General features: G+C 66.5%; 21 protein-coding genes. 15 read left to right on the plus strand and 6 right to left on the minus strand.

Annotated features, from left to right (window positions below; translation table 11 throughout):
* Window position 1 precedes the first annotated feature (1 nt).
* The 14 genes from ACVW1C_RS10760 to ACVW1C_RS10825 all read left to right on the plus strand — a co-directional run bounded on the left by ACVW1C_RS10760 (window position 2) and on the right by ACVW1C_RS10825 (window position 14,834).
* Complete coding sequence (locus ACVW1C_RS10760; RefSeq protein ID WP_456758400.1) at window positions 2-835, plus strand: phosphoenolpyruvate hydrolase family protein; 834 nt, start codon at window positions 2-4, stop codon at window positions 833-835.
* Window positions 836-860: 25 nt separating this feature from the next.
* Window positions 861-3,752, plus strand: coding sequence for a flotillin domain-containing protein (locus ACVW1C_RS10765; RefSeq protein ID WP_456758401.1), 2,892 nt, complete (start codon window positions 861-863; stop codon window positions 3,750-3,752).
* Between the two features lie 9 nt (window positions 3,753-3,761).
* A complete protein-coding gene (locus tag ACVW1C_RS10770; RefSeq protein WP_456758402.1) occupies window positions 3,762-4,199 on the plus strand; it encodes an SRPBCC family protein in 438 nt (145 codons plus the stop codon).
* Window positions 4,200-4,415: 216 nt separating this feature from the next.
* Window positions 4,416-4,859 carry an SRPBCC family protein gene (locus ACVW1C_RS10775; protein WP_456758403.1) on the plus strand — a complete coding sequence of 148 codons (444 nt, stop codon included), beginning with the start codon at window positions 4,416-4,418 and terminating at the stop codon, window positions 4,857-4,859.
* 15 nt (window positions 4,860-4,874) lie between these two features.
* Complete coding sequence (locus ACVW1C_RS10780; protein ID WP_456758404.1) at window positions 4,875-5,693, plus strand: FAD binding domain-containing protein; 819 nt, start codon at window positions 4,875-4,877, stop codon at window positions 5,691-5,693.
* A gap of 6 nt (window positions 5,694-5,699) precedes the next feature.
* Entirely contained in the window at window positions 5,700-6,179 is a 480-nt protein-coding gene (locus ACVW1C_RS10785; protein ID WP_456758405.1) for a (2Fe-2S)-binding protein, read from the plus strand.
* A 12-nt stretch (window positions 6,180-6,191) separates the two neighbouring features.
* Window positions 6,192-7,790 carry a xanthine dehydrogenase family protein molybdopterin-binding subunit gene (locus tag ACVW1C_RS10790; RefSeq protein WP_456758406.1) on the plus strand — a complete coding sequence of 533 codons (1,599 nt, stop codon included), beginning with the start codon at window positions 6,192-6,194 and terminating at the stop codon, window positions 7,788-7,790.
* 2 nt (window positions 7,791-7,792) lie between these two features.
* On the plus strand, window positions 7,793-8,815 hold the full coding sequence (locus ACVW1C_RS10795; RefSeq protein WP_028333322.1) for a xanthine dehydrogenase family protein molybdopterin-binding subunit: 1,023 nt from the start codon (window positions 7,793-7,795) through the stop codon (window positions 8,813-8,815).
* A gap of 9 nt (window positions 8,816-8,824) precedes the next feature.
* Window positions 8,825-9,706 (plus strand): AAA family ATPase, encoded by an 882-nt coding sequence (locus ACVW1C_RS10800; RefSeq protein ID WP_456758407.1) that lies wholly within the window; start codon window positions 8,825-8,827, stop codon window positions 9,704-9,706.
* Entirely contained in the window at window positions 9,703-10,821 is a 1,119-nt protein-coding gene (locus ACVW1C_RS10805) for a vWA domain-containing protein (RefSeq protein ID WP_456758408.1), read from the plus strand. Before ACVW1C_RS10800 ends, ACVW1C_RS10805 begins: the two co-directional genes overlap by 4 nt.
* Entirely contained in the window at window positions 10,818-11,708 is an 891-nt protein-coding gene (locus ACVW1C_RS10810) for an amidohydrolase family protein (RefSeq protein WP_456758409.1), read from the plus strand. Before ACVW1C_RS10805 ends, ACVW1C_RS10810 begins: the two co-directional genes overlap by 4 nt.
* Before the next feature lie 49 nt (window positions 11,709-11,757).
* Window positions 11,758-12,606, plus strand: coding sequence for an MBL fold metallo-hydrolase (locus tag ACVW1C_RS10815; protein ID WP_163151617.1), 849 nt, complete (start codon window positions 11,758-11,760; stop codon window positions 12,604-12,606).
* A 17-nt stretch (window positions 12,607-12,623) separates the two neighbouring features.
* The gene (locus ACVW1C_RS10820; protein ID WP_456758410.1) at window positions 12,624-14,195 is read left to right on the plus strand and encodes an isochorismatase family protein; all 1,572 of its coding nucleotides are present in this window, start codon (window positions 12,624-12,626) and stop codon (window positions 14,193-14,195) included.
* Between the two features lie 12 nt (window positions 14,196-14,207).
* The gene (locus ACVW1C_RS10825) at window positions 14,208-14,834 is read left to right on the plus strand and encodes an FMN-dependent NADH-azoreductase (protein ID WP_456758411.1); all 627 of its coding nucleotides are present in this window, start codon (window positions 14,208-14,210) and stop codon (window positions 14,832-14,834) included.
* Window positions 14,835-15,169: 335 nt separating this feature from the next.
* Here the strand turns inward: ACVW1C_RS10825 and ACVW1C_RS10830 are convergent, their stop codons facing one another.
* From ACVW1C_RS10830 to ACVW1C_RS10840, 3 genes are all read right to left on the minus strand, one after another.
* The gene (locus ACVW1C_RS10830) at window positions 15,170-16,537 is read right to left on the minus strand and encodes a sensor histidine kinase (protein ID WP_456758412.1); all 1,368 of its coding nucleotides are present in this window, start codon (window positions 16,535-16,537) and stop codon (window positions 15,170-15,172) included.
* Window positions 16,524-17,216 (minus strand): response regulator transcription factor, encoded by a 693-nt coding sequence (locus ACVW1C_RS10835; RefSeq protein WP_021075850.1) that lies wholly within the window; start codon window positions 17,214-17,216, stop codon window positions 16,524-16,526. The genes ACVW1C_RS10830 and ACVW1C_RS10835 overlap by 14 nt, the downstream gene beginning before the upstream one ends.
* Window positions 17,217-17,362: 146 nt before the next feature.
* Entirely contained in the window at window positions 17,363-17,890 is a 528-nt protein-coding gene (locus ACVW1C_RS10840) for a hypothetical protein (RefSeq protein ID WP_456758413.1), read from the minus strand.
* Between the two features lie 434 nt (window positions 17,891-18,324).
* Here ACVW1C_RS10840 and ACVW1C_RS10845 point away from each other — a divergent pair, with 434 nt between their 5' ends.
* Entirely contained in the window at window positions 18,325-19,788 is a 1,464-nt protein-coding gene (locus tag ACVW1C_RS10845) for a catalase (RefSeq protein ID WP_456758414.1), read from the plus strand.
* Window positions 19,789-19,837: 49 nt separating this feature from the next.
* Here the strand turns inward: ACVW1C_RS10845 and ACVW1C_RS10850 are convergent, their stop codons facing one another.
* The 3 genes from ACVW1C_RS10850 to ACVW1C_RS10860 all read right to left on the minus strand — a co-directional run bounded on the left by ACVW1C_RS10850 (window position 19,838) and on the right by ACVW1C_RS10860 (window position 24,197).
* The gene (locus tag ACVW1C_RS10850) at window positions 19,838-22,177 is read right to left on the minus strand and encodes a Tex family protein (RefSeq protein WP_456758415.1); all 2,340 of its coding nucleotides are present in this window, start codon (window positions 22,175-22,177) and stop codon (window positions 19,838-19,840) included.
* Window positions 22,178-22,296: 119 nt separating this feature from the next.
* Entirely contained in the window at window positions 22,297-23,151 is an 855-nt protein-coding gene (locus tag ACVW1C_RS10855) for an amidohydrolase family protein (RefSeq protein WP_456758416.1), read from the minus strand.
* Window positions 23,148-24,197 carry an aldo/keto reductase gene (locus tag ACVW1C_RS10860; protein ID WP_456758417.1) on the minus strand — a complete coding sequence of 350 codons (1,050 nt, stop codon included), beginning with the start codon at window positions 24,195-24,197 and terminating at the stop codon, window positions 23,148-23,150. The genes ACVW1C_RS10855 and ACVW1C_RS10860 overlap by 4 nt, the downstream gene beginning before the upstream one ends.
* Between the last annotated feature and the right edge of the window lie 113 nt (window positions 24,198-24,310).

Genomic DNA, 24,310 nt, shown 5'->3' on the forward strand with positions numbered 1-24,310 from the left:
CATGCCCAGGTTTGAACGCGCGGCGCTGTTGAAGAAGTTTCACGCCATGATCGCCCGCGGCGAGCCGATCGTCGGTGGCGGCGCCGGCACTGGCCTATCGGCAAAATGCGAGGAGGCCGGCGGCGTCGACCTGATCGTGATCTACAATTCCGGCCGCTACCGCATGGCCGGCCGCGGCTCGCTCGCCGGCCTGATGCCCTATGGCGATGCCAATGCGATCGTCGTCGAGATGGCCGGCGAGGTGCTGCCGGTCGTGACCAGGACGCCGGTGCTCGCCGGGGTCAACGGCACCGATCCGTTCCGCGACATGGATGTGTTCCTCGACCAGCTCAAGGCGATCGGCTTCGCCGGCGTGCAGAACTTTCCGACCGTCGGCCTGATCGACGGCACCTTCCGCGCCAATCTCGAAGAGACCGGGATATCCTATGCGCTCGAGATCGACATGATCGCGAAGGCGCATGACAAGAACATGCTGACCACGCCCTATGTGTTCAGCGAGCAGGAGGCGACCGCGATGGCGATCGCCGGCGCCGACATCATCGTCTGCCATATGGGCCTGACCACGGGCGGCACGATCGGCGCGCAGACCGCGCTGAAGCTCGCCGACTGCCCTGCCCGCATCGAGGCCTGGGCCGAGGCCGCGCTCAGCGTCAATTCGAACATCATCGTGCTCGCGCATGGCGGCCCGATCGCGGACCCCGCGGATGCCGATTTCATCATGAAGCAGACCCGCAACTGCCACGGCTTCTACGGCGCCTCCTCGATGGAGCGCTTGCCGGTCGAGCGGGCGCTGACGGATCAGGTTCGCAAGTTCAAGGCGATCGGCGCGCGCTAACGCGCCGTGACCAAGGGAGGAAGACATGTCGGGGATGCTGGTCGGTGAATTGATCCTCTGGCTCATCGTCGCAATCGTCGCGATCGTCATCATCGTCTATGTGGTGAACTGGCTCTACCACCGCTCATCGAAGGAAATTTCCTTCGTCCGGACCGGTTTCCTCGGCGAACGGGTGGTGATCAATGGCGGCGCCTTCGTGCTGCCGTTCATCCACGACTACACGCCGGTCAACATGAACGTGCTGCCGATGGGGATCGTACGCTCCAGGCAGGATGCCGTCATCACCCGCGACCGCATGCGCGTCGACATCGAGGCCGATTTCTACGTCCGGGTGCAGGCGACCCGCGAAGCCGTCTCGATCGCCGCCGCCACGCTTGGCCGCCGCACCATGGAACCGGAGCAGCTGCACACCCTGCTCTCTGGCAAGTTCATCTCCGCGATCCGCTCGGTTGCTTCCGAGATGACCATGGAGCAGATGCACGAGCAGCGCGGCGAATATGTCGCCCGCGTCAAGGCCAACGCCGCCGAAGCGCTGGCGCAGAACGGCCTCGAGCTCGAGTCGGTCGCGATTACCGATCTCGACCAGACCGACCTCGAACATTTCAACCCGTCGAACCGCTTCGACGCCGAAGGCCTGACTCGCCTGATGGAGGACATCGAGGCCAAGCGCAAGCTGCGCAACGACATCGAGCAGGACTCGATGATCAAGATCCGCTCCCGCAACCTGGAGGCCGAGCGGCAGGCGCTCGACATCGAGCGCGAGAGCGAGACCGCCCGCCTCGAACAGGAACGCGACATCGAGATGCGCCGCGCCCTGCAGCGCACCGAAGTCGCACGCGAGCGCGCGCTGCGCGAGACCGAGGCCGAGCAGGCCCAGATCACCGCGCGCGAAGCCATCGAAAAGGCGCGCATCGCCAACGAGCAGGCGATCACCGAGGCCCGGATCGCGTCGGAGCGTGAGACGCGGCACCGGGAGATCGAACGCACCCGCGCGGTGGAAGAACGGGAATTGCTGGCGCGCGAGGAGATCGAGAAAGCAAGGATCGCCAACCAGCGCTCGGTCGACACCACCCGCATCGCCTCGGAACGCGAGGTCCGCCAGCGCGAGATCGAGCGGATGCGCACGGTGGAAGAGGCCGAGATCGCGGCCCGCGAGTCGATCGAAAAGGCCCGCATCCAGCAGGATCGCGTCGTCACCGATGCCCGCATCGCAAACGAAGAAGAAACCCGTCGCCGCGAGATCGAGCGCACCCGCGCCGTCGAGGAAGCCGAGATCGCGGCCCGTGAGGCGACCGAGAAAGCGCGCATCGCCCAGACCATGACGGTCAATGTCGAGCGCATCTCCTCCGACGAGCGCACCCGCGCGCTGGAGATCCAGCAGGTTCGCACCATCCAGGAAGCCGAGATCGAGGCGCAGAAGGCGGTCGAGGCCGCCCGGATCATCAGAGAGAAGACGCTTGCCGCCGAGCGCATCGCCGCCGATCACACCACGCGCAAGCTCGAGATCGAGCGCAACCAGGCGATCGAGATCGCCGGGATCACCGCGCGCGACGCCACCGAGGCGTCCCGGATCGCCCAGGAGGAACATGTCCGTGCACTGGAGATCGCGCGCACCCGCGCGATCGAGGAAGCCGACATCGCCTCGCGCGAATCGATCGAGGCGGCACGCATTTCGCAAGAAAAGTCAGTCGCGGCACAGCGCATCCGTGCCGAGCGCGAGACCCGCGCGCTCGAGATCGAGCGCACCGGAGCGATCGAGGCCGCCGAGCTGAAGCGCCGCGACGCAATCGAGCGACAGCGGATCGATGTCGAGCTGGCGCTGGAGAGCGAGCGGATCGCTTCCTCCAGGACCCGCGAGGTGCTCAACATCGACCAGAAGCGGGCGATCGAGCTCGCCGACGAGGAGCGCGTGATCGCGCTCGCCGCCAAGCGATCGGAGCGCATCGATGCCGACCGGCAAGTGAAGCAGGCCGAGATCACGGCGCGCAAGGAAGTCGAGACCACCGACGTCTCCCGCGAGCAGGCGCTGGAGGCGGCGCGCATCGCACGGCGCCGCGCGATCGAGCAACTCGAGGTCGCCCGCAATCAATCGCTGCAGGAGGCCGAGATCGCGGCGCGTGAGGAGGTCGAGCGCGCCCGCATCGCCTCCGACCGCGGCCTCGACGAGGCGCGGATCGGCCGCGAGCGCGAGCTGCGCAAGCTCGAGGTGAACAGGGAGAAGGACGTCGAGACCGCCTTGATGGAGAAGGCCATCGCGCTGCACCAGAAGTCGCTGGAGGAATCCGCGGCGCGCGCCGCCGCCGAGGACGCGAGGGTCCATGCCACCGAGGCGGCCGAGCGCGTCGTCACCGCGCGCGAGAGCGAGATCGCCAAGCGGCGCAAGACCGTCGAGGTGCTGCTCGCCGAGAAGCAGGCCGAGGAAACCAGGATCGCGGCCGGGGCCGAACGGGTCCGTGCTACCGTCGAGGCCGAGGCGCAGCGCCTGCTCAATGAGGCCGAGAACGTGCTGACCGACCAGGCGCGCTACTCGCTGTTCCGCCGCAAGCTGCTCGACCGGATCGAGGGCATCGTGCGCGAGAGCGTCAAGCCGATGGAGAAGATCGAGGGCATCCGTATCCTCCAGGTCGACGGGCTCAACGGCAACGGCAATGGCGGCGGCACCTCGCGCAGCGCCACCGACGAGGTGATCGATTCGGCGCTGCGCTACCGCGTGCAGGCGCCGCTGATCGACTCCATCCTGTCGGATATCGGCGTCGAGGGCGGCAGCCTCGCGAAGATGCCCGGCCTGATCCGCGAGGCTCGGGACATGCAGGGCATCAAGGACTCCGCACGCAAAAGCGGCGCCGACGCCAAGCCGGCAGCGCCCGAAGGCGGCGGCGAGCCGCGCCCCGAACGCACGCCGCGCAAGAAGGACTGAGCTGGGAACATGGCACGGGTTTACGTCTCCACCGTCGTCAACGCCCGCAACGACCGGGTCTGGGCGCGCGTCCGTGATTTCAACGGGCTGCCGAACTGGCACCCTGCGATCGCCGAAAGCCGGATCGAGGGCGGCGAGCCCTCCGACAAGATCGGCTGCGTCAGGGATTTCCGCCTGCGCAACGGCGATCGCATCCGCGAGAAGCTGCTCGGCCTGTCCGACTACGACATGTTCTGCACCTACTCGATCCTGGAATCGCCGATGGGCGTCGAGAACTACGTCGCGACGCTGCGGCTGACGCCGGTCACCGATGGCGACCAGACGTTCATGGAGTGGACCGCCGAGTTCGACTGCGCGCCGGAGCGCGAGACGGAACTGGTCAACAATATCGGCGGCGCTGTGTTTCAGGGCGGGTTCGACGCGCTGAAGCGTGCGTTCGGGGGATAGCGAAATGCATAGGCCAGATATCGCCGTGCAGACGGTCCACCTCTCCCCCTGTGGGAGAGGTCGGATCGCATCGCATGATGCGATCCGGGTGAAGGGTTGCCGTCCCTCGTGGGGCCGGAGCCCCCTCGCCCGGCGCTACGCGCCGACCTCTCCCCGTCCGGGAGAGGTGATACGCGCGGCCGCATTGATGCAAACGCGAGATATTGGAAGCTGACCGTGCCGCACATCGTCAAGAGCACGATCCTGGATGCACCGACCGATGCGGTGTGGGCCGTGCTGCGCGATTTCAACGGCCATGACCGCTGGCACCCGGCGGTCGCGACCAGCGGTATCGAGCGGGCGCAGCCGTCCGACAAGATCGGCTGTGTCAGGCGCTTCAAGCTGAAGGACGGCTCCGAGCTGCGCGAGCAGTTGCTGGCGCTATCGGATCTCGAACAATCGTTCAGCTACTGCCTGCTCGACACGCCGGTTCCGATGTTCAACTACGTGGCGCATGTCCGCCTGCTGCCGGTCACCGATGGTGACCGCACATTCTGGCACTGGGAGTCGCGCTTCACGACGCGGACCGAGGACACGGACCGCATCACGCACATGGTTTCGGAAGACATCTACCAGGCCGGCTTCGACGCCATCCGCCGGCATCTGAAGGAGGCCGCGTAAGCGGGGAAGGACATCATGCCAGTCACGGTGAAGACCTTCACCAGCACCCATGACGCCGCGGCGGCGCTGTCGTCGGATCGCAGCGCGCGCTATCTCGGCGGCGGCACGCTGGTGATGCGGGCGCTGAACGAGGGCGACATCTCGATCTCGACCGTCGTGCGCGCAAGCGACCAGGCGATGACGCGGATCGACGCGTCCGGCTCGCGTATCACGCTCGGCGCCGGCGTCACCTTCGCGCGCATCCTGGCCGAGCGCGATCTCGGCTTCCTGCACGCCCCCGCCCGCTCGATCGGCGGACCGGCGGTGCGCAACATGGGCACGGTCGGCGGCAATCTGTTCGCGCCGGTGCCATATGGCGACTTCACGGTCGCGATGCTTGTGCTCGATGCCGTCGTGTCGGTGCAGGGCGGGCTTGGCGGCCGCGAGGTCGGAATCGAGGAATTTTTGCAATCGCGCGACCGGCAGGCCGGCACGCTGGTGCTCGCGATCTCCTTTGCCAAGCCCGGCAGCACCGAGGCCTTCCGCTACCGCAAGATCGCGCGAATCAAGCCCAAGGGCGGCGCGGTGATCACGCTCGCGGCGCATCTGCCGGTCAACGGCAGCCGCATCGTCGGCGCCCGCGTCGCGCTCGGCTCGATGGCGCCGACCCCGATCCGCGCCCGCGCCGCCGAGCGCGCGCTGGAAGGACGCTCGCTCGACGCCTCCACGATCAGCGCGGCGGCGGCGGCAGCCGTCGAAGGAACTTCGCCCGGCGACAATGCGCTCGCCAGCGCCTGGTATCGCCGCGAGATCGTCGGCGTGCATCTCAGGCGCCTGTTGTCCGGTCAGGAATAGATCGTCATGGCCAAGACCCCTCTGCAATTCAGCCACAATGGCCGCGACGTCGCGATCTTCGTCGACGGCGGCACCAATCTTCTGGTCGCGCTCCGCGAGCTGATCGGCGACATGACGCCCAAATTCGGTTGCGGCCAGGGCGGCTGCGGCACCTGCAGCGTGCTGATCGACGGCGAGCTGCATCTCTCCTGCCTGACGCTCGCCGAGACGGTCGCCGGCCGCTCCGTCGAGACGCTCGACGGCATCAAGGACGGTCCCACCCTGCATCCGCTGCAACGCGCCTTCGCCGACAATTTCGCCGCGCAGTGCGGCTACTGCACGCCGGGCATGCTGATGGCCGCGAAAGCGCTGCTCGATCGCAATCCGCAACCGAGCCGTGCGGAGGTGGTCGAGGCGATCTCCGGCAATATCTGCCGCTGCACCGGCTATGAGCCGATCATCAACGCCGTGCTGGCGGCCGCTTCCGGCGGCCGGGCCCGCGCGTAAGGGAACAGTGCCATGCTGGAATTGCGCAAGGATATCTTCGCCGACGAGCGCGACGACAATCTGAAGGAAATCGGCAAGGGCACGCAGCGTCAGGACATGCTTGGCCATGTCACCGGCACCTCGCCCTATTTCGACGATCACAAGCTGCAAGGCATGCTGCACCTGAAGGTGGTCCGCAGCGCCCATTCCCATGCACGGCTGCGCCGCATCGACACTTCGGAGGCCGAGCGGTCGCAGGGGGTGCGACGCGTGATCCGCGCCTCCGACGTGCCGCGCAATTTGAACACGCTGCTCAGTCTGATCAATTTCGGCAAGGACGACGAGCCGTCGCTCGCGGTCGACAAAGTGCGCTACAAGGGCGAACCGATCGTCGCCATCGTCGCCGACAGTCCGCGCGAGGCGTTCGAAGCCATTGCCAAGGTCAAGATCGACTATGAGCCGCTGCCGGCGGTGTTCGACGTCGAGGAGGCGCTGAAGCCCGGCGCGCCCGTCGTCAACGAGGTCTACCCCAAGAACACCTTCACCTATCACGAGACCTATGATCGCCAGCAGCTGCGCTTCGGCGACGCTGATCGCGCACTGGCCACGGCCGACCATGTGCTGGAGCAGCGCTACCAGATGTCGCCGATCGAGCACGCGCCGACCGAAACCAACGGCTCCATCGCAGCACCCGACACCAACGGCCGCTATATCGTCTATACCTCGACGCAGGCGCTGTTCTTCTCGGTCGACACCTGCGCCAAGATCCTCGACGTTCCCTCCAACACCTTCCACTTCATCGGCGGCACGGTAGGCGGCGGGTTCGGCGGCAAGGTCGATACCCTGACCGAGCCGCTGTGCATTCTCGGCGCGATGCTGACGGGGCGCCCGGTGCGCTACGTGTTCGGGCGCGAAGAGGAGATGCAATACGGCCCGCCGCGTGGCGCCGAGCGCATCTACATCAAGGACGGCGTGATGCGCGACGGACGCGTGGTCGCGCGCAAGGTGCGCGCCTATTTCGACAGCGGCGCCTATACGCGGCTGTCGAGCTATGCGGCGGTGAAATGCGCCGCGCATCTGCCTGGCCCGTACACGATCCCGAACGTCCATGGCGACGTCTACTGCGTCTTCACCAACCGCACGCCCGCCACCGCGATGCGCGGCTTCGGCGTCACGGCGATGGATTTCGCCATCGAATGCCAGATGGACAAGCTCGCCCACCTGGTCGGCATGGACCCGATGGAGTTCCGGATCCTCAATGCGTATCGCGACGGCGACATGAAGGCGCATCGGCGCGAGGCCAAGAACACGGCGTTGATCGAATGCGTGCAGGTCGCCGCGGAGAAGGCCAAATGGCCGATCCGCGAGGAGTTCAAGCGGATGTCGTCGCGCAAGGATGGTGGCGGTCTCCGTGCCGCCGTGACGCTGACGCCGCGGGAGTCGCATGCACCGCCCGCCGCACCGTCCCAGCAGCGCACGACGTATGACCGCGCGCCGGCCGCAACCCGCGAGCCGCCACCGCCGCCGCCGCCCTCTCCGCCGCCCCCGTCATCGCCGCCGCCACCGCGGCCGGCCTCGCCGTCGCATGGCGCCACCCGCTTCTCTTCCGTCTTCGGCACCAGGAGGCGCTGACCATGACCCGGCATCGCGGACGCGGCATCGCATCGGTCAACTATCCCATCGGCATGAATCTCGGCGGCGATCCGAGCCAGGCGCTGGTACATTCCAACCCGAGCGGCAAGTTCACCGTGGCGCTGTCATCGATCGATCTCGGCCAGGGCATGAAGTCGGTGACGCGCCAGATTTGCGCCGAGACGCTCGGCGTGCCGGTCGAGGATGTTTATGTCGACACCGCGGATTCCGACACCGGTCCGCACTGCATGGGCTCGTTCGCCTCGCGCGGCACCCACCGCGTCGGCAACGCCGTGATGGCGGCGGCGCGGGAGGCCCGTGGCGTGATGATGGAGGCGGCCGCCGAGGAACTTGAGGTCAACGCCGCCGACCTCGAGACCGACGGCCGCGGCAACATCCATGTCAAGGGCGCGCCGCATCGTTCGATCTCGACCAAGGACGTCGCGATCGCCGCGCAGTTCAAGCAGGGCAAGACGATCTCCGGCCGCGGCATCTTCCTGGTGCCGCTGTCCGACGTGGACCCTGAAACCGGCGAGATGTCGCCGGCGACCTGTTATGCGCATGCCTGTCTCGTCGCGGAGGTCGAGGTCGACGACGAGACCGGCGAGGTCGACATGGTCAGGATGGATTCTGCCTATGAGCTCGGCCGCGCGCTCAATCCGCGGCTGGTCGAGCAGCAATTGGTCGGCGGCGCCTGGATGGGCGTCAGCCACGCGCTCTACGAGACGCCGGAGCCGTATTATCCGGAGCCGGTGCATGGCCCGCGCGACTTCGTCGAATACCTGATGCCGGGCCCCGGCGACATCTGCCCGCACGACATTGCGGTGCTGGAACGCCCGGCGCCGGACGGCCCATTCGGCGCCAAGGGACCCGGCGAGATGTGCGCCAATCCAGTGTTGCCCGCGGTCGCGAACGCGATCTTCAATGCCGTCGGCGTCCGGATCGACGATCTGCCGATCACGCCGGAGAAAGTGCTGCGCGCGATCAAGGCACAGGGCGGCGCACGGCCGCAACCGCGGCGCTGAGGTCCTTCCATGCCGGTCCGCAGCAACATCGTCGGCATCGACAGCCCCGAGGCGCTGGAGAAGGCGCTGCGCGCGGCCTATTACCTCGCCGACGATGGCATCGCGACCGCCGCCTATCTCTCGCTTGCGCTCGGCAAGCCGCTGCTGCTCGAGGGCGCGCCGGGTGTCGGCAAGACCGAAGCCGCGAAGGCGATCGCCGCCGTGCTTGGCCGCCGGCTGATCCGCCTGCAATGCTATGAGGGCATCGACGCATCCGCCGCACTCTATGAGTGGAACTATCCGCGCCAAATGCTGGCGATCCGGCAGGCGGGCGAAGAGAGCATCGACATCTACGGCGATTCGTTCCTGATCGAGCGGCCGATGCTCGCGGCACTTCGGGCGCCGGACGCGACCGTGCTCCTGATCGACGAAATCGACCGTGCCGATCAGGAATTCGAGGCCTTCCTGCTCGAATTCCTCTCCGACTTCCAGATATCGATCCCCGAGCGCGGCACCGTGCGCGCCACCGAGCATCCCGTCGTGGTGCTGACCTCGAACCGGACGCGCGATCTGCACGAGGCGCTGCGGCGGCGCTGCGTCTATCACTGGATCGATTATCCGAATGCCGAGCGCGAGGCGCGGATCGTGATGATGCGGGCCTCCAGCGTCGCCGAGGCGACCGCCCGCGCCGTGGTCGCCGCGGTCGGCCGGCTGCGCCGCGAGCCACTGAGCAAGGCCCCCGGGGTTGCCGAGGCAGTCGACTGGGCCGAGGCCGCGACCTTGCTCAACAAGGGCGGCGCACGCTGGCCGGATGCCTTCAGGCGCTCGATCGGCGTCGCGCTGAAGGACGAGGAGGATCTTCACTTCATCTCACCCCGGCTCGATGCGATCATCGCGGAGGCAGCCGCGTGAGCGACGACCGCAAGCTGCCGCGTGCCGCGCAGATCTTCGTGTCCTTTGTCGCGCTGCTGCGCGCCAACGGCTTCTCGGTCGCGCCGGAGCAGACGACGAGCTTCCTCGCCGCGGTCGAGCTGCTCGGGCCGCGCAGCCTGGAGCACATCCGTCAGGCCGGGCTTGCGACGCTGGCGCCGCCGCCGGAGCGCCGCGCGACGTATGACCGGCTGTTCGACATCCATTTCCGCGACGCTGATGCGATCGAGCAGGCCGAAGGCGAGGACGAGGAGACCGTCCGCCTGCAGGAGGAAGGCGGCGGCGAGGACGAGCCGCCGCTTGCCGATGAGGCCAACGAATCCGGCCTCGCCGCCGCGCGCGCCGAAGCGCTGGTCGAGCGCCGCTTTGCGCAGACAGCAACCAGCGATCCGCTGCGCCGGCTGGCGCGCGACGCGGCAAAACGGCTGCCGCGGCGCCGCGGCCACCGGCGCCGCCGTGCGCGCTCTGGTCCATTCGCCGATCTGCGCCGCACGCTGCGTGACAGCGTGCGCAATGACGGCGAAGTGCTGCGGCTCGGCCGGATGCGCCGCCGCCACCGCCCGCGCAAGATCCTGTTGCTGATCGACGTCTCCGGCTCGATGAAGGCGCGCACCGAGGAGAACATGAGGCTCGCACATGTGCTGGTGCAGGCGGCCGGCAATGTCGAGGTGTTCACCTTCGGCACGCGTCTGACCCGTGTCACCCCGGCGCTGCGGCTGAAGCGGCGCGAGCAGGCGCTGAACGCGGCCTCCTTCCTGGTCAGCGATTGGGACGGCGGCACAAGGATCGGCGACGCGCTGCAGGCCTTCCTCGCCGTGCCCCGGTTCGGCGGATATGCCCGCGGCGCCGCGATCGTGATCGTCTCCGACGGCCTCGAGCGTGGCGATCCGGCCGCATTGTGCGATGCCGTCGCAAAGTTGTCGCGCCGGGCCTGGCGCGTGAGCTGGCTGACGCCGCTCGCGACCTCGCCCGGGTTCAAGCCGCAAACCGAGGCACTGATCGCGATCCAGCGCTTGGTCGATGATCTCGTGGACGGCGGATCGAGCGCGGCAGTGGTCGCGCATCTGCTGTCGCTTGCAACAAGGAGAGCTGCGTGACCGGCATTGTCGACGCACATCATCACATCTGGCGTCAGGCCGATCTCGCCTGGCTGTCCGGCCCGATGCAGCCGCGCATCTTCGGCCCCTACGAGCCGATCCGCCGCGACTATCCGATCGGGGAATATCTCGACGACCTCAAGGGCACCGGCGTCACCCGATCGGTCTATGTCCAGACCAACTGGCCGAACGGCCAGTTTGAGGACGAGGCGGCCTGGGTTCAGCAGACCGCGGATCAGCACGGCTGGCCGCACGCGCTCGTCGCCTATGCCGATTTCACCGTCGACGACGTCCGACCGCAGCTCGATCGGTTGAAGCGTTATCCTCTGGTGCGCGGCGTGCGCATGCAACTGCACTGGCACGAAAACCCGCTCTATCGCTTCGCGGCCCGTCCCGATCTCTGCACCGATCCGGTGATCCGGCGCAATGTCGGCCATCTCGCCGACTATGGCTGGAGCTTCGACCTGCAGGTGTTCGCGCCGCAGATGGCCGATGCGGCCGGCCTCGCCGAGGCCTGCCCCGACGTGACGTTCATCCTGCAACATGCCGGCATGCTGGAGGATCTGTCGCCGCAAGGCCGCGCCGCCTGGCGCGCCGGCATGGCGCGGCTCGCGCAGCGCCCGAACGTCGTGTCGAAGCTGTCCGGGCTCGGTACCTTCATCCACCGCAACGATGCCGCGCATGTCGCCGGCGTCGTGATCGACACGGTCGCGATCTTCGGCGCGGACCGCTGCCTGTTCGGCTCGAACTTTCCGATCGAGAAGCTGTGGACCAGCTACCGCGATCTCATCGACGCCTTCAAGGCGGCCGCCGAGCGGCTCAGCCGCGAGCAGCGCGAGGCGATCTTCAGCACGACGGCGGCGCGGGTCTATCGGCTGGGGCCATAGGCGCGCTGCGGACGAACATAACAACGAACACGAATTGGGAGGGAGAAAGATGCCGTTGGAGATCAAGATCCTGGACTATGGCGATATCGAGCTGGAATCGAGCTTCCTCGTGCTCGGGCACAATTGCGGCCGCACCCGCCGCGTGCTGACGCTCGGCTTCCTGATCCTCGGCGGCCCCTACCCAGTGCTGGTCGATACCGGCTATCGCTCCAACCAGATCATGGAGACGCTGGGCATGCGCGGTCTCCAGTTCCACGAGAACATGATCGAGAACCAGCTCGCCCGCCACGGCGTGCGGATGGGTGACGTCCGTTTCGTCTGCCACACCCATCTGCACATCGATCATGCCGGCAAGGACGATCTGTTCCCGATGAACACCACCGTCGTCGTCAACCGCAAGGAACTGGAATACTCGGTCTCCGGCCTGATGCACCCGCAATATCCAGCGCCCGACATCAAGCACCTGATCGACCGCCTGCACACCAAGAGCGCGCTGCGCTTCCTCGACCTCGAGATCACCGGCCCGGTCGAACTGATGCCGGGCGTCTATTGCGACGCCGCCAACGCCCATACCGAAGGCTCGATGAACATCCACGTCCACACCGCCGACGGCATCGCGACGATCTGCGGTGACGTGATCTACGATTTCAACGACCAGATCGTCACGCCGTTCAACGAAATCCAGGACGCCGAGCCGCGCACCACCGGCAATCACGGCACCAGCAAGCGCGCCGAGAAGGCCGCGATCAAGAAGCTGCTCTCCAGCTCGCGCTATCTGCTGCCGGTGCACGATCGCCCGGCGAAGATCGAAGGCGGCACGGTGGTCGGCCGGCTGCACGACCAGGTGCCCGGGCCCGTCGTGCAGAGCCTGCCGCAACGCAGCTGGTTTCCGGCGTAACAGCGAGGACGAACGCGATGACGCATGTCACGCTGCGCGCGGAGTTCGAAGACCTGATCGACCCCTACGCGCCGGTCGGTCAGGTCGGCACGGGCTTCGATTTCACGGAAGGACCGATCTGGCATCCGCTCGATCATTTCCTGCTGTTCTCCGACATGCCCGGTGACGTGCGCCGGCGCTGGGATGCACGGCGCGGCGTGGTCGAGGTCAAGCGTCCGTCGAACAAATGCAACGGCATGACCTATGATGCCGACCTCAATCTGATCGTCTGCGAGCATGCGACCTCCTCGCTGATCCGCGAGCGGCCCGACGGGCGGCGCGAGGTGCTGGCCTCGCATTACGAGAACCAGGAACTCAACAGCCCGAACGACGTCTGCGTGCATTCCTCGGGCGCGATCTATTTCTCCGACCCCTGGTACGGCCGGATGCCGGTCTATGGCGTCGAGCGGCCGCGCCAGCTCGGCTTCCAGGGCGTCTATCGCGTGCCGCCCGGCGGCGGCGCGCCGAAACTGCTGGTCGATCGTTATCTGTTCGAGCAGCCGAACGGACTGTGCTTCTCGCCCGACGAGCGCATCCTCTATGTCAACGACACCGTGCAGGCGCTGATCCGCGCCTTCGATGTCGGCGCCGATGGCTCGCTCGCCAATCCGCGCGTGTTCGCCTCCGGCATCCGCTCCGAGCTCGAACCCGGCCTGCCCGACGGCATGAAGTGCGACCAGCGCGGCAATGTCTGGGTTACCGCGCCTGGCGGCGTCTGGGTCTATTCGCCCGCCGGCGACCTACTCGGCAAGGTCCGCCTGCCCGAGCTCGTCGCCAACCTCGCCTGGGGCGGCGCCGATTTCCGCATGCTCTATCTGACCGCGACCCATTCGGTGTACGCGATCCCGACCAAGATCGGGCCGCGCCATGAGCCCTATATGAACGGCAAGCGTGGCGCGGTGAGTGCCGCATCATCCGCATCTGCGCCTAACCTGACTGCCGGCGAGATGCAGATCGATCCGCAGCGCTGCGCGATGATCATCCAGGACATGCAGAACGACGTCATCATGGACGGCGGCGCGTTCGCCTCTTCCGGCGCGCCAGCGCATGCCCGCCAGCAGCACGTCGTCGAGAATGTGCGCCGCGTCGCCGAGGCCGCCCGTGCCCGCGGCGTCGCCATCATCCATGTCTGGTTCGTCGTCGAGCCGGGCGCGCCCGGCGTGACGCTGAATGCGCCGCTATTCGAGGGGCTGGTCGACAGCAAGGCGATGGTGCGCGGCAGCTGGGGCGCGGCGCCGGTCTCCGGGCTCGAGCCGCGCCCGGGCGATTTCGTGGTCGAGAAGATGCGGATGAGCGCCTGGGAAGGTACCCGGCTCGAGACCATCCTGAAAGCCACCGGCCGCGACATGATCATCAACACCGGGGCCTGGACCAACATGTCGGTCGAGCACACCGCGCGCACCGGCGCCGACAAGGGCTATTTCATGATCGTGCCGGAGGATTGCTGCTCGACCATGAATGCCGACTGGCACAACGCGGCGATCAACTTCGCGCTGCAGAACGTCTCCGTCGTAACCAACGCCGACACCGTCATCAAGGCGCTCGGCTGAGAGGCGGACGCATTGCCAAAGCTGCTTCACGTTGCCTGCTCTCCCCGCGCCGATTCGGAATCGGCAGCCGGCGCGCGCGTCTTTCTCGATCGCTTCCGCGAGTTGCGGCCCGACTGGGAGATCGACGCGATGAATCTCTGGCGCGAGCCGTTGCCGGAGTTCGAGGGTTATCTGCTCGAGGCGAAATACGCCCGGATCGGCGGCAAGTCGTTCACCAATTCGCAACACGACGCCTTTGCCGTCGCCGAGCGCCTGGCGCTGCGGCTGTCGCTGGCCGACCGCGTGCTGATCTCGACACCGATGTGGAATTTTTCCATCCCCTACAAGCTCAAGCAGTGGCTCGATGTCATCATCCAGCCCGGCCTGACCTTCCGCTTCGATCCTGCGTTAGGTTATCTTCCGCTGCTCAAGGACCGACCGACGGTCGTGATCATCGCCAGCGGCAGCGATTTCGTCACCGGCATGGACCGCGGCCGTATCGACATGGCAACGCCCTATCTGCGCGAGGTGCTGCGCTTCATCGGCGTCAGCGACGTCCGCTTCGTGCCGATCGGCCCGACCACCGGACCTGCGGAGCCGATCCGCGCGGCGCGGGATGCCGCGCACCGCCGGCTCGCGGAGATGGCGGGGCGGTTTTGACATGCTCTCACCGCATCGTCGGCCTGGCTTTCGCCAGGACACGGGCGGTGGATGGTTCTCGTTTCAAGATGTCCAAACACGCGGTGTCATCCCCGCGCATGCAGGTGAAGCAGTGTGTGGGTCCACCGATATTGCCACGCGTCGTCCCTGCAAAATCAGGGACCCATAACCACAGGGTTGTATTGTAGGAGTGAGCTGTGGCCCCAGCGTCGCAAAAACAATTCGCATTGGTGGTTATGGGTCCCGGGTCGCGCTTCGCTTGCCCGGGACGACACCAGGTTTGTTGCACGGCCGGCGGACATACATCCGCATTCTCGCGACAGCGCCAACACTCGCTACGTTTCCGCCGCGGGAAACACGAGCCTGCACAACAAACCCGGCGCGTTGTCGCGCAATTCGATCCTTGCGCCGTGCAGGCTGGCGACCGCCGCGACCAGGCTGAGGCCGAGGCCGTTGCCCGGCGTATAGCGGCTTTGCTCGAGCCGATAGAAGCGCTTGAAGACGCGATCGTGCTGCTCGGTCGGAATGCCGGGGCCGTCGTCGGCGACCGAAATCACCGGGCCGCCCTCGTCGTTGTCGCAGGTCACGGTTACCCGTCCGCCCGGACGGCCATGCTTGATGGCGTTGTCGACGAGATTTGCGATGGCGTCGAACAGAAGGTCGCGATCACCGGTGACCAGCACCGCCGGATCACTGGCAAGGTCGAGATGGGTGGTGACCTCTTCGGCGGCGGCATCGTAGAGTTCGACCACCTCGCCTGCGATCTCGACGAGATTGACGGTGCGGAACGCGCCCTTGCGGGCCCGTGTCTCGATCTCGGAAATCCGCGTGATCGACGCGAACATCCCGAGCACCGCGTCGAGATCGGCGATGGTGTCGCCGATCAGCGCCGCATCGCCCTCCCCGTTGCGCGGGGCGTGATAGGCCTTCTCGAGCCGGCCGCGCATCCGGGTCAGCGGCGTGCGCAGGTCGTGGGCGATATTCTCGCTGACCTGCTTGACGTCGCCCATCAGGGTCTGGATGCGATCCAGCATCAGATTGAGGTTCTCCGCGACGCGATCCCATTCGTCATGACTGCCGTGGAGCGGGATGCGCTGGTCGAGGCCGGAGAGCATGATCGCGCGACTGGTCGCATTGATCGACTCGATCCGGCCGACCGTTCGCCGCGTGACCCCGATGCTGGCGGCGGCCGCAAGGCCGATGATCAGCACGACGACTGCGATCCCCGCGGCCCTGATCTGCGCCATGAAGCCGTCGAGATCGCTGATGTCGCGGCCGACCAGCAACCGATCACCGCCTGGCAAGGTCTTCGTCACGGCGCGCACGAGCGCGGTTGCCGAAGGCAGCTGCGGCAGCGAGGTTCGAAATTCCGTCCATCCATCTCCAACGGTGTCTGGCGGCCATTGCTTGAGATTTCCCGCGAGCACCACGGAGCCGGGGCCGACCAGCAGATAAACCTGATCGCCCTTGCTTGCGATGCGTTGCGCGATCAACGCGGTCAGGCCATCGCGGCCGGACCGCGCATAGGCATCGTCGAGGCTCGCCTGCTCGGTCATGATGGCGCGGTCGGACCTGTCGCGCACATAGGACAGCGTCGACCAGTAGACATAGGCGAAGATCACGGACACGATCAGGCCGAACGTACCGATGGCGATCAACGCCAGGCGGAACGTCGACGATCTGAGGGTCTTAGCCAGGAGCACGGAGGCAGTACCCGATGCCGCGGATCGTGTGGATCAGCGGATAGGCTTGCTGGTCGTCGACCTTGCGGCGCACCCGGCCGACATAGACGTCGATGATGTTGGTGGAAGGATCGAAGTGCAGGTCCCACACGTGCTGCAGCAGCATGGCGCGCGACACCACGCGGCCTTCGTTGCGCGCGAGATATTCGAGCAGCTGAAATTCCTTCGGCAACAGCGGAATCTTGCGGCCGCGGCGGCTTGCCGTCCGCGCGATCAGATCGACCGCGAGATCGCCGACCCGCAGGATGGTCTCCTTGGCAACGGTCTCGCTGCGGCGGCCAAGCGCCTCCAGCCGCGCCAGCAGTTCGACAAAGGAAAACGGCTTGACCAGATAGTCGTCGCCGCCGGCGCGCAAGCCACGTACGCGATCATCGACCTCGCCGAGCGCACTGATGATCAGGAACGGCACCGCGATGCCGTCGTCGCGCATCTGGCGCATCACGGTGATGCCGTCGATGTCGGGCAGCATGCGATCGATCGTGATCACGGCATAGTCGCGCGCCGCGCCCTGGCTCAGCGCCTCGCGGCCGTTCGCCGCCAGATCCACGTCATAACCGCTGGTGGTGAGTTCCTCGACGAGCTGACCGGCGGTTTCCGGATCGTCCTCGACGACGAGAATGCGGCGGTGAGCTCCGGTCATGTTCTTGAACTCTCCGAGCTGTCCTGAACTCCCCGAGTTCTCAAACTCTCCGAGCGCCCCGCAACGGTCGCCGCCAGACTATCCCATTCCGGGGCTGGATGGAACGCCTGGCGACGACCGCGACAACGGTGCGGTTGATTGGGCGATCACCAATAGTCCCCGCACACATTGACCCATTGCAGACCGTAAGCCGTCCATACCCTGCGGTAGCAGCCGTCATAGTAATCGGCATAGACGTAAGGCCCGCCGAAGAATGCGAAGCGATGGAAGCGGTGATGGTGGAAGAAGCCGCCGTGATGGAAGAAGCGACCGCCGTGGAATCCGGCGCCGGCAAATCGCGGGCCGAACGCCGGTGCACCGGCGAAGCGCGCGCCGCCAAAATGCCCACCGACAAAATGTCCGCCGCCGCCCATGGCGGCAAACGCCATGCCTCCACCGCGCATGCCGCCACCGAAACCACCGCCATGCATTCCGCCACCAAAGCCGCCACCGTGCATGCCGCCGCCCATGGCGCCACCAAAACCGCCGCCATGGCCGCCGCCGAAGCCACCGCCACCGCCGTGCCCACCACCGCCACCGCCACCGCCGCCACCTCTGGCGAAGGCTACGGGTGCAAGCGCAACGCTGACAGCGAGCGTCGCCGCCGTGAGAAGCGTGAAGAGCCTGTTCGTCATGAAATCCTCCCTGATTGGGACCGCGGCGAACCTCGTGTCGCCGCATGCAGAGCATGGCCAGAAGACGCAAGCGTGAGGCCGACTTCAACTGACAAATACGCCAGATTCTGACGCCGGATTTAGGATTGGCGAACGCGCCGGCACGCGCGGCAAATGTCTGGATCACGGCCCGCGACTGCGTTGGCCGGGATCGACGGACATTTGGCTGGAATCAGCGGGTGGCGCGCGTTGAATCGATCGGCCGGGTTTCTTAATCCTGCGCTCATCCAAGAAACGACGTCGTCGTGGCGGGATTGTAGACCCGGTTCACAATTTGTCGATCGCCGGGTCTCCCCCGTTGCGCCGGCCGCAATCCATCCGCGATGCAATCGTGTTTCGCCCGGCTTCCCTCGGCGCCGGGACGACGAGTGCTGACTTCCAGCAAGGAGTTTTCGATGAGCGACGAGATCAAGAGACCGTTTCCGACCCACGCCTCCGGCGCACCCGTTGCCGACAATGTGAACATCATGACGGCGGGTCCGCGCGGGCCGGCGCTTTTGCAGGATGTGTGGCTGATCGAGAAGCTGGCGCATTTTCACCGCGAAGTGATCCCGGAGCGTCGAATGCACGCCAAGGGCGCCGGCGCGCACGGCACCTTCACCGTCACCCACGACATCACGCGCTACACCAAGGCCAGCATCTTCGCGGAGATCGGCAAGCAGACGCCGATGTTCGCACGGTTCTCGACTGTTGCCGGCGAGCGCGGCGCGGCGGACGCCGAGCGCGACATCCGCGGCTTCGCGCTGAAATTCTACACCGATGAAGGCAATTGGGACGTGGTGGGCAACAACACCCCGGTGTTCTTCTTCCGCGATCCCTTGCGCTTCATCGACCTCAACCACGCGATCAAGCGACATCCGCGCACCGGCGTGCGCGACCCCGACATGAACTGGGATTTCTGGACGCTGTTGCCGGAAGCACTGCACCAGGTCACCATCGTGATGAGCGAGCGCGGCATCCCGAAAAGCTTCCGGCATCAGCACGGCTTCGGCAGCCACACCTACAGCATGATCAACGCGAACAACGAGCGCGTCTGGGTGAAATTCCATTTCCGCACCGAGCAGGGTGTGCAGAACCTGACCGACGCCGAGGCCGAGGCACTGATCGGCAAGGACCGCGAGAGCCACCAGCGCGATCTGTTCAACAGCATCGAGCGCGGCGATTTCCCGCGCTGGACGCTGTTCATCCAGGTGATGACGGACGCGCAGGCAAGGGCCTTCCCGTTCAACCCGTTCGATCTGACCAAGGTGTGGCCGAAGGCGGATTATCCCCTGATCGAGGTCGGGTATTTCGAGCTCAACCGCAACCCGGAGAACGTCTTCGCCGAGGTCGAGCAGGCGGCGTTCACGCCGGCCAATGTCGTGCCCGGCATCGGTTATTCGCCGGACAAGATGCTGCAGGCCCGCCTGTTCTCCTATGGCGACGCGCAACGCTACCGGCTCGGCGTCAACCACCACCAGATCCCGGTCAACGCGCCGAAATGTCCGTTCCACAGCTATCACCGCGATGGCGCGATGCGCACCGACGGCAATCTGGGCGCCACGCTGACCTACTGGCCGAACAGCCACGGCGAATGGACCGACCAGCCGCAACTGAACGAGCCGCCGCTCGAAATTGTCGGCGCGGCGGCACATTGGGATCACCGCGTGGACGACGACCACTGGCAGCAGCCGGGCGATCTGTTCCGCAAGATGAATGCCGCACAAAAGCGGGCGCTGTTCGACAACACCGCCCGCCAGGTCGGCCAGGCGTCGAAGCACATCCAGGAACGGCACGTTACGAATTGTAGCAAGGCCGATCCGGCCTACGGCGAGGGTGTCGCGGATGCGCTGGCCAAATTCGCGGCGGGAAAGCTGTAGAGGAAAATGCAGGGACGGCGAGTTCGGCTTGCCGCCCCTAACGCGCTGCCTAGGTCGGCTTGCCGCGCCCGCTCTTCTCGGCCGCGCGGCGCAGCGCCTCGGCGAGCGCGCCGCCGCCAGACTGCTCCTGCGGCCGGCGCGGAGCCGACGACGTCATCTTGGCCGAGCCGCGCGAGAAATCGCGCGACGGGCCAGCGTTGTCCTTCTTCGGCCCGATCTCGTCGTCGAGCCGCAGCGTCAGCGCGATGCGCTTGCGCGCGACCTCGACGTCCAGAACCTTGACCTTGACGATGTCGCCCGGCTTCACGACTTCGCGCGGGTCCTTGATGAAATTCCTCGACATCGCCGAGATATGCACCAGGCCGTCCTGATGCACGCCGATATCGACGAAGGCGCCGAAGGCGGCGACGTTGGTCACGGTGCCTTCGAGGATCATGCCCTTCTTGAGGTCCTTGACCTCCTCGACGCCGTCCTTGAACACCGCCGCCTTGAACGCCGGACGCGGGTCACGGCCGGGCTTTTCCAGCTCGCGCAGAATGTCGGTGACGGTCGGCAGACCGAACGTGTCGTCGACGAACGATTGCGGCTTCAGTCCGCGCATCACGTCGGCGTTGCCGATCAGCGCCTTGATGTCGCTCTTGGTCGCTTCGAGGATGCGGCGCACGACGGGATAGGCTTCCGGATGCACGCCGGACGAATCGAGCGGGTCCTCGCCGTTGCTGATGCGCAGGAAGCCGGCGCATTGCTCGAACGCCTTCGGCCCAAGCCGCGGCACCTCCTTCAGCGCCTTGCGCGACTTGAACGGGCCGTTGGCGTCGCGGTGCTGCACGATGCTCTGCGCCAGCCCCTGCCCGATGCCCGACACCCGCGAGAGCAGCGGCACCGAGGCGGTGTTGGCATCGACGCCGACCGCGTTCACGCAGTCTTCCACCACGGCATCGAGCGAGCGCGCCAGCTTGGCCTCGCCGAGATCGTGCTGGTACTGGCCGACGCCGATCGCCTTCGGATCGATCTTGACCAGCTCGGCCAGCGGATCCTGCAGGCGCCGCGCGATCGAGACCGCGCCGCGAATGGTGACGTCGAGGTCGGGCAATTCGTTCGAGGCGAAGGCGGAGGCCGAGTAGACCGACGCGCCGGCTTCGGAGACCACGATCTTGGTCATCTTGCGCTCGGGCAGCCGCTTCACGAGCTCGGCGGCGAGCTTGTCGGTCTCGCGCGAGGCCGTGCCGTTGCCGATCGCGATCAGCTCGACGCCATGCTCGATCGCGAGCTTGCCGAGAATGGCCAGTGCCTCATCCCAGCGCCGTTGCGGCTCGTGCGGAAAGATCGCCGTATGCGCCACCACCTTGCCGGTGGCATCGATCACCGCGACCTTGACGCCGGTGCGATAGCCGGGGTCGAGCCCCATGGTGGCGCGCGGTCCGGCCGGCGCCGCCAGCAGCAGGTCGCGCAAGTTTGACGCGAACACGCGCACCGCCTCGGTCTCGGCCGCGGTCCACAGCCGCATCCGCAGGTCGATGTTGAGATGGATCTGAATCTTGGTGCGCCAGGCCCAGCGTACCGTCTCCGTCAGCCACTTGTCGCCCTTGCGGCCCTGGTTGGAGATTGCGAACCGGTTCATGATCCGGAGTTCGTAGAGGCCGGGCACACCCGCCACAGGCTCCTGCGCCTCCGGCTTGATTGCGAGGTCGAGGATCTCTTCCTTCTCGCCGCGGAACAGCGCCAGGATGCGATGCGACGGCAGCTTCGGCAGCGGCTCGGAGAAATCGAAATAGTCCTTGAACTTCTCGCCTTCGGTCTTCTTGCCGGTGCGGACGGTCGAGGCCATGATGCCGTTCGACCACATCTCCTCGCGCAGCGCGCCGATCAGGTCGGCATCCTCGGCGAAGCGCTCAACCAGAATCGCACGCGCGCCGTCCAGCGCGGCGGCGACGTCGGCGACCTGCTTATCGGCATTGACGAAGGGAGCAGCGGCCTCGTTCGGATCGTTCTGCGGCTGCGTCAGGAGGAGATCGGCGAGCGGCTCGAGTCCGGCCTCCTTGGCGATCTCGGCCTTGGTGCGGCGCTTCGGCTTGTACGGAAGATAGATGTCTTCCAGGCGGCCCTTGCTGTCGGCGGCCATGATCTGGGCCTCGAGCGCGGCGTCGAGCTTGCCTTGCTCGCGAATCGAATTCAGCACCGCGGTGCGGCGTTCCTCGAGCTCGCGCAGATAGGTCAGCCGCTCTTCCAGCGTACGCAGCTGGGCGTCATCGAGCGCGCCGGTGAGCTCCTTGCGGTATCGCGCGATGAACGGCACCGTGGCGCCGCCGTCGAGCAGCGTCACCGCCGCCTCGACCTGCTCGTCGCGAACTCCCAGCTCCTGCGCAATTTGATGATGGATCTTTGCCACGCCTGTCTCTCTCACCCCGTTGCGCCGCCAAATCACCGATGGCGCGGACGCCGCTTATGGACCATCCCGGAATGATTCATCAAGGCGCGCTGTGGATCAAATTTGGCGCCTTGCGCGCGCTATTTCCGGGATGTTGGCCGTCCGCGACTTGACAAATAGGCCCGCGCCGCATTGCCGCCGAAAATCGCAGCTCTTGCCTCACTTGACAAATCAGCAAGCAAGGTCTCTGCCGCGGCGAACCATTGCGCATAGCCGCCGGCAAGATTGACGACGGGCCAGTCGCTGCCCCACAGCATCCGCTGCGGCCCGAAACATGCCAGTACATGATCCACGGCCTCGCGCAAATCGGCGACCTGCAAGTTCGGCGCGGCCTCAGTCGCAAGGCCCGACAGCTTGCAGACGACGTTGGACCGCGCGGCCAAGCTTGCGATGTCGTTCTTCCAGACCGAGATGTCGCCGGTCGCGAGTTGCGGCTTGCCGAAATGGTCGAGCACGAATTGCAGGTCGGGATGGCGATCGACCACCTGAACGAGCCGTGGCAGATGGCGCGGCAGCACCAGTGCGTCGAACACGAGACCGTACTGCGCCATGGCCTCGAGCGGCGCCGCCAGTTCCGGCCGCAGCAGCCAGTCGTCGTCGGCGATGTCCTGCACCATCGGCCGCAAACCGACCAGCAGTTCGCGCCCGGCGATCATATCGACCCGCGTCGCGGCATCGTCGGCATCGAAGTCGATCCAGCCGACCACGCCGCGCACCAACTCCGCGCCTTTGGCGCCGTCGAGCATGAACGCCGTCTCCGCCTCGGTCGGCGCCGCCTGCACCAGGATCGTACCCTCGATGGCGGCCGCGGCGAGATGCGGCATCAGGTCCGACAGGCCGAAGTCGCGGTAGATCGGCCCGCATTCCGACGTCAGCCAGCCGTAATCGGCGCGCGCCAAGGTCCATACATGGTGATGGGCATCGATCCGCATCATTCCGGCACCGGCGCATGCTGATCGAGCAGCCCCTCGGCCTTTAGGTCACGCCACAGCGCGGCGGGGACGGACGACGACAAGGCGGCAACGTTGCGCTCGACCTCCTGCGGCGTCTGCGCGCCGAGCACGACGCTCGCGACCGCCGGATGGCCCAGCGCGAAATGCAGCGCCGCGGTCGCGAGCGCCACGCCGTTGATACGGCAGACGCGTTCGATTGCCGCCACCTTCCGCATCACGTCGGGCGGCGCATCCTTGTAATTGTACTTGGCGCCGGCAACCGCGCCGGTCGCCAGAATGCCGGAGTTGAACACGCCGCCGAGCATCACGCCGATGCCCTGCGCCCGCGCCAGCGGCAGGAATTCGGCTAGCGCCGGCTGCTCCAGCAGCGAGTAACGGCCGGCGAGCAGCATGGTGTCGAACGTGCCGGCCCTGGCAAAGCGCACGCACATCTCGGCCTCGTTGACGCCGATCCCGACGCCCCTCACCACGCGCTCGGCGCGCAATTTGTCGAGCGCGACATAGGCGCCCTCCATCGCCTCGCGGAACCTGGCTTCGATCGCATCGGCACCATGGGTCCAGACGTCGACGTCGTGGATCAGCAGCAAGTCGATATGATCGGTGCCGAGCCGCAGCAGCGACTGCTCGACCGAGCGCATCGTGCCGTCATAGGAGTAGTCGACCACCGCCCGATGCGGCTGGCCGCCGACGAAGTTCGAGCCGCCGCCGCGGCCATGGAACGGGTCCATCCAGCGCCCGACTTTGGTGCAGACGACGATGTCGTCACGCGCCACGCGGCGCAGCGCGGTGCCACAGCGATGCTCGGCGAGGCCGTGCCCATAGAGCGGTGAGGAATCGAGCAGGTTCACACCCAGTGCGAACGCCCGCTCCGCCGCCGCGATCGCGGTGGCGTCGTCGAGCCGCGCGAAGAGATCGCCGAGCGGCGCGGTGCCGAAGCCGAGAATGGAGACATCGAGCCCGGTGCGGCCGAGCCTGCGGCGCGGCAGCGTCGACGCAGGCGCCGTATCTGAGGAAGGAGATTGGTTCACCGTGACGGCTCCCTTGCAGTTTTCTTGCTTGCCGGGAGAGTAGCCTTGCGGGCGCGCCGAACACAAGCGGACGCGCGTCACGTGCGGACACGCCATCAAGCGATGGTCGAAAG

The sequence above is a fragment of the Bradyrhizobium sp. USDA 4011 genome (assembly GCF_054063415.1).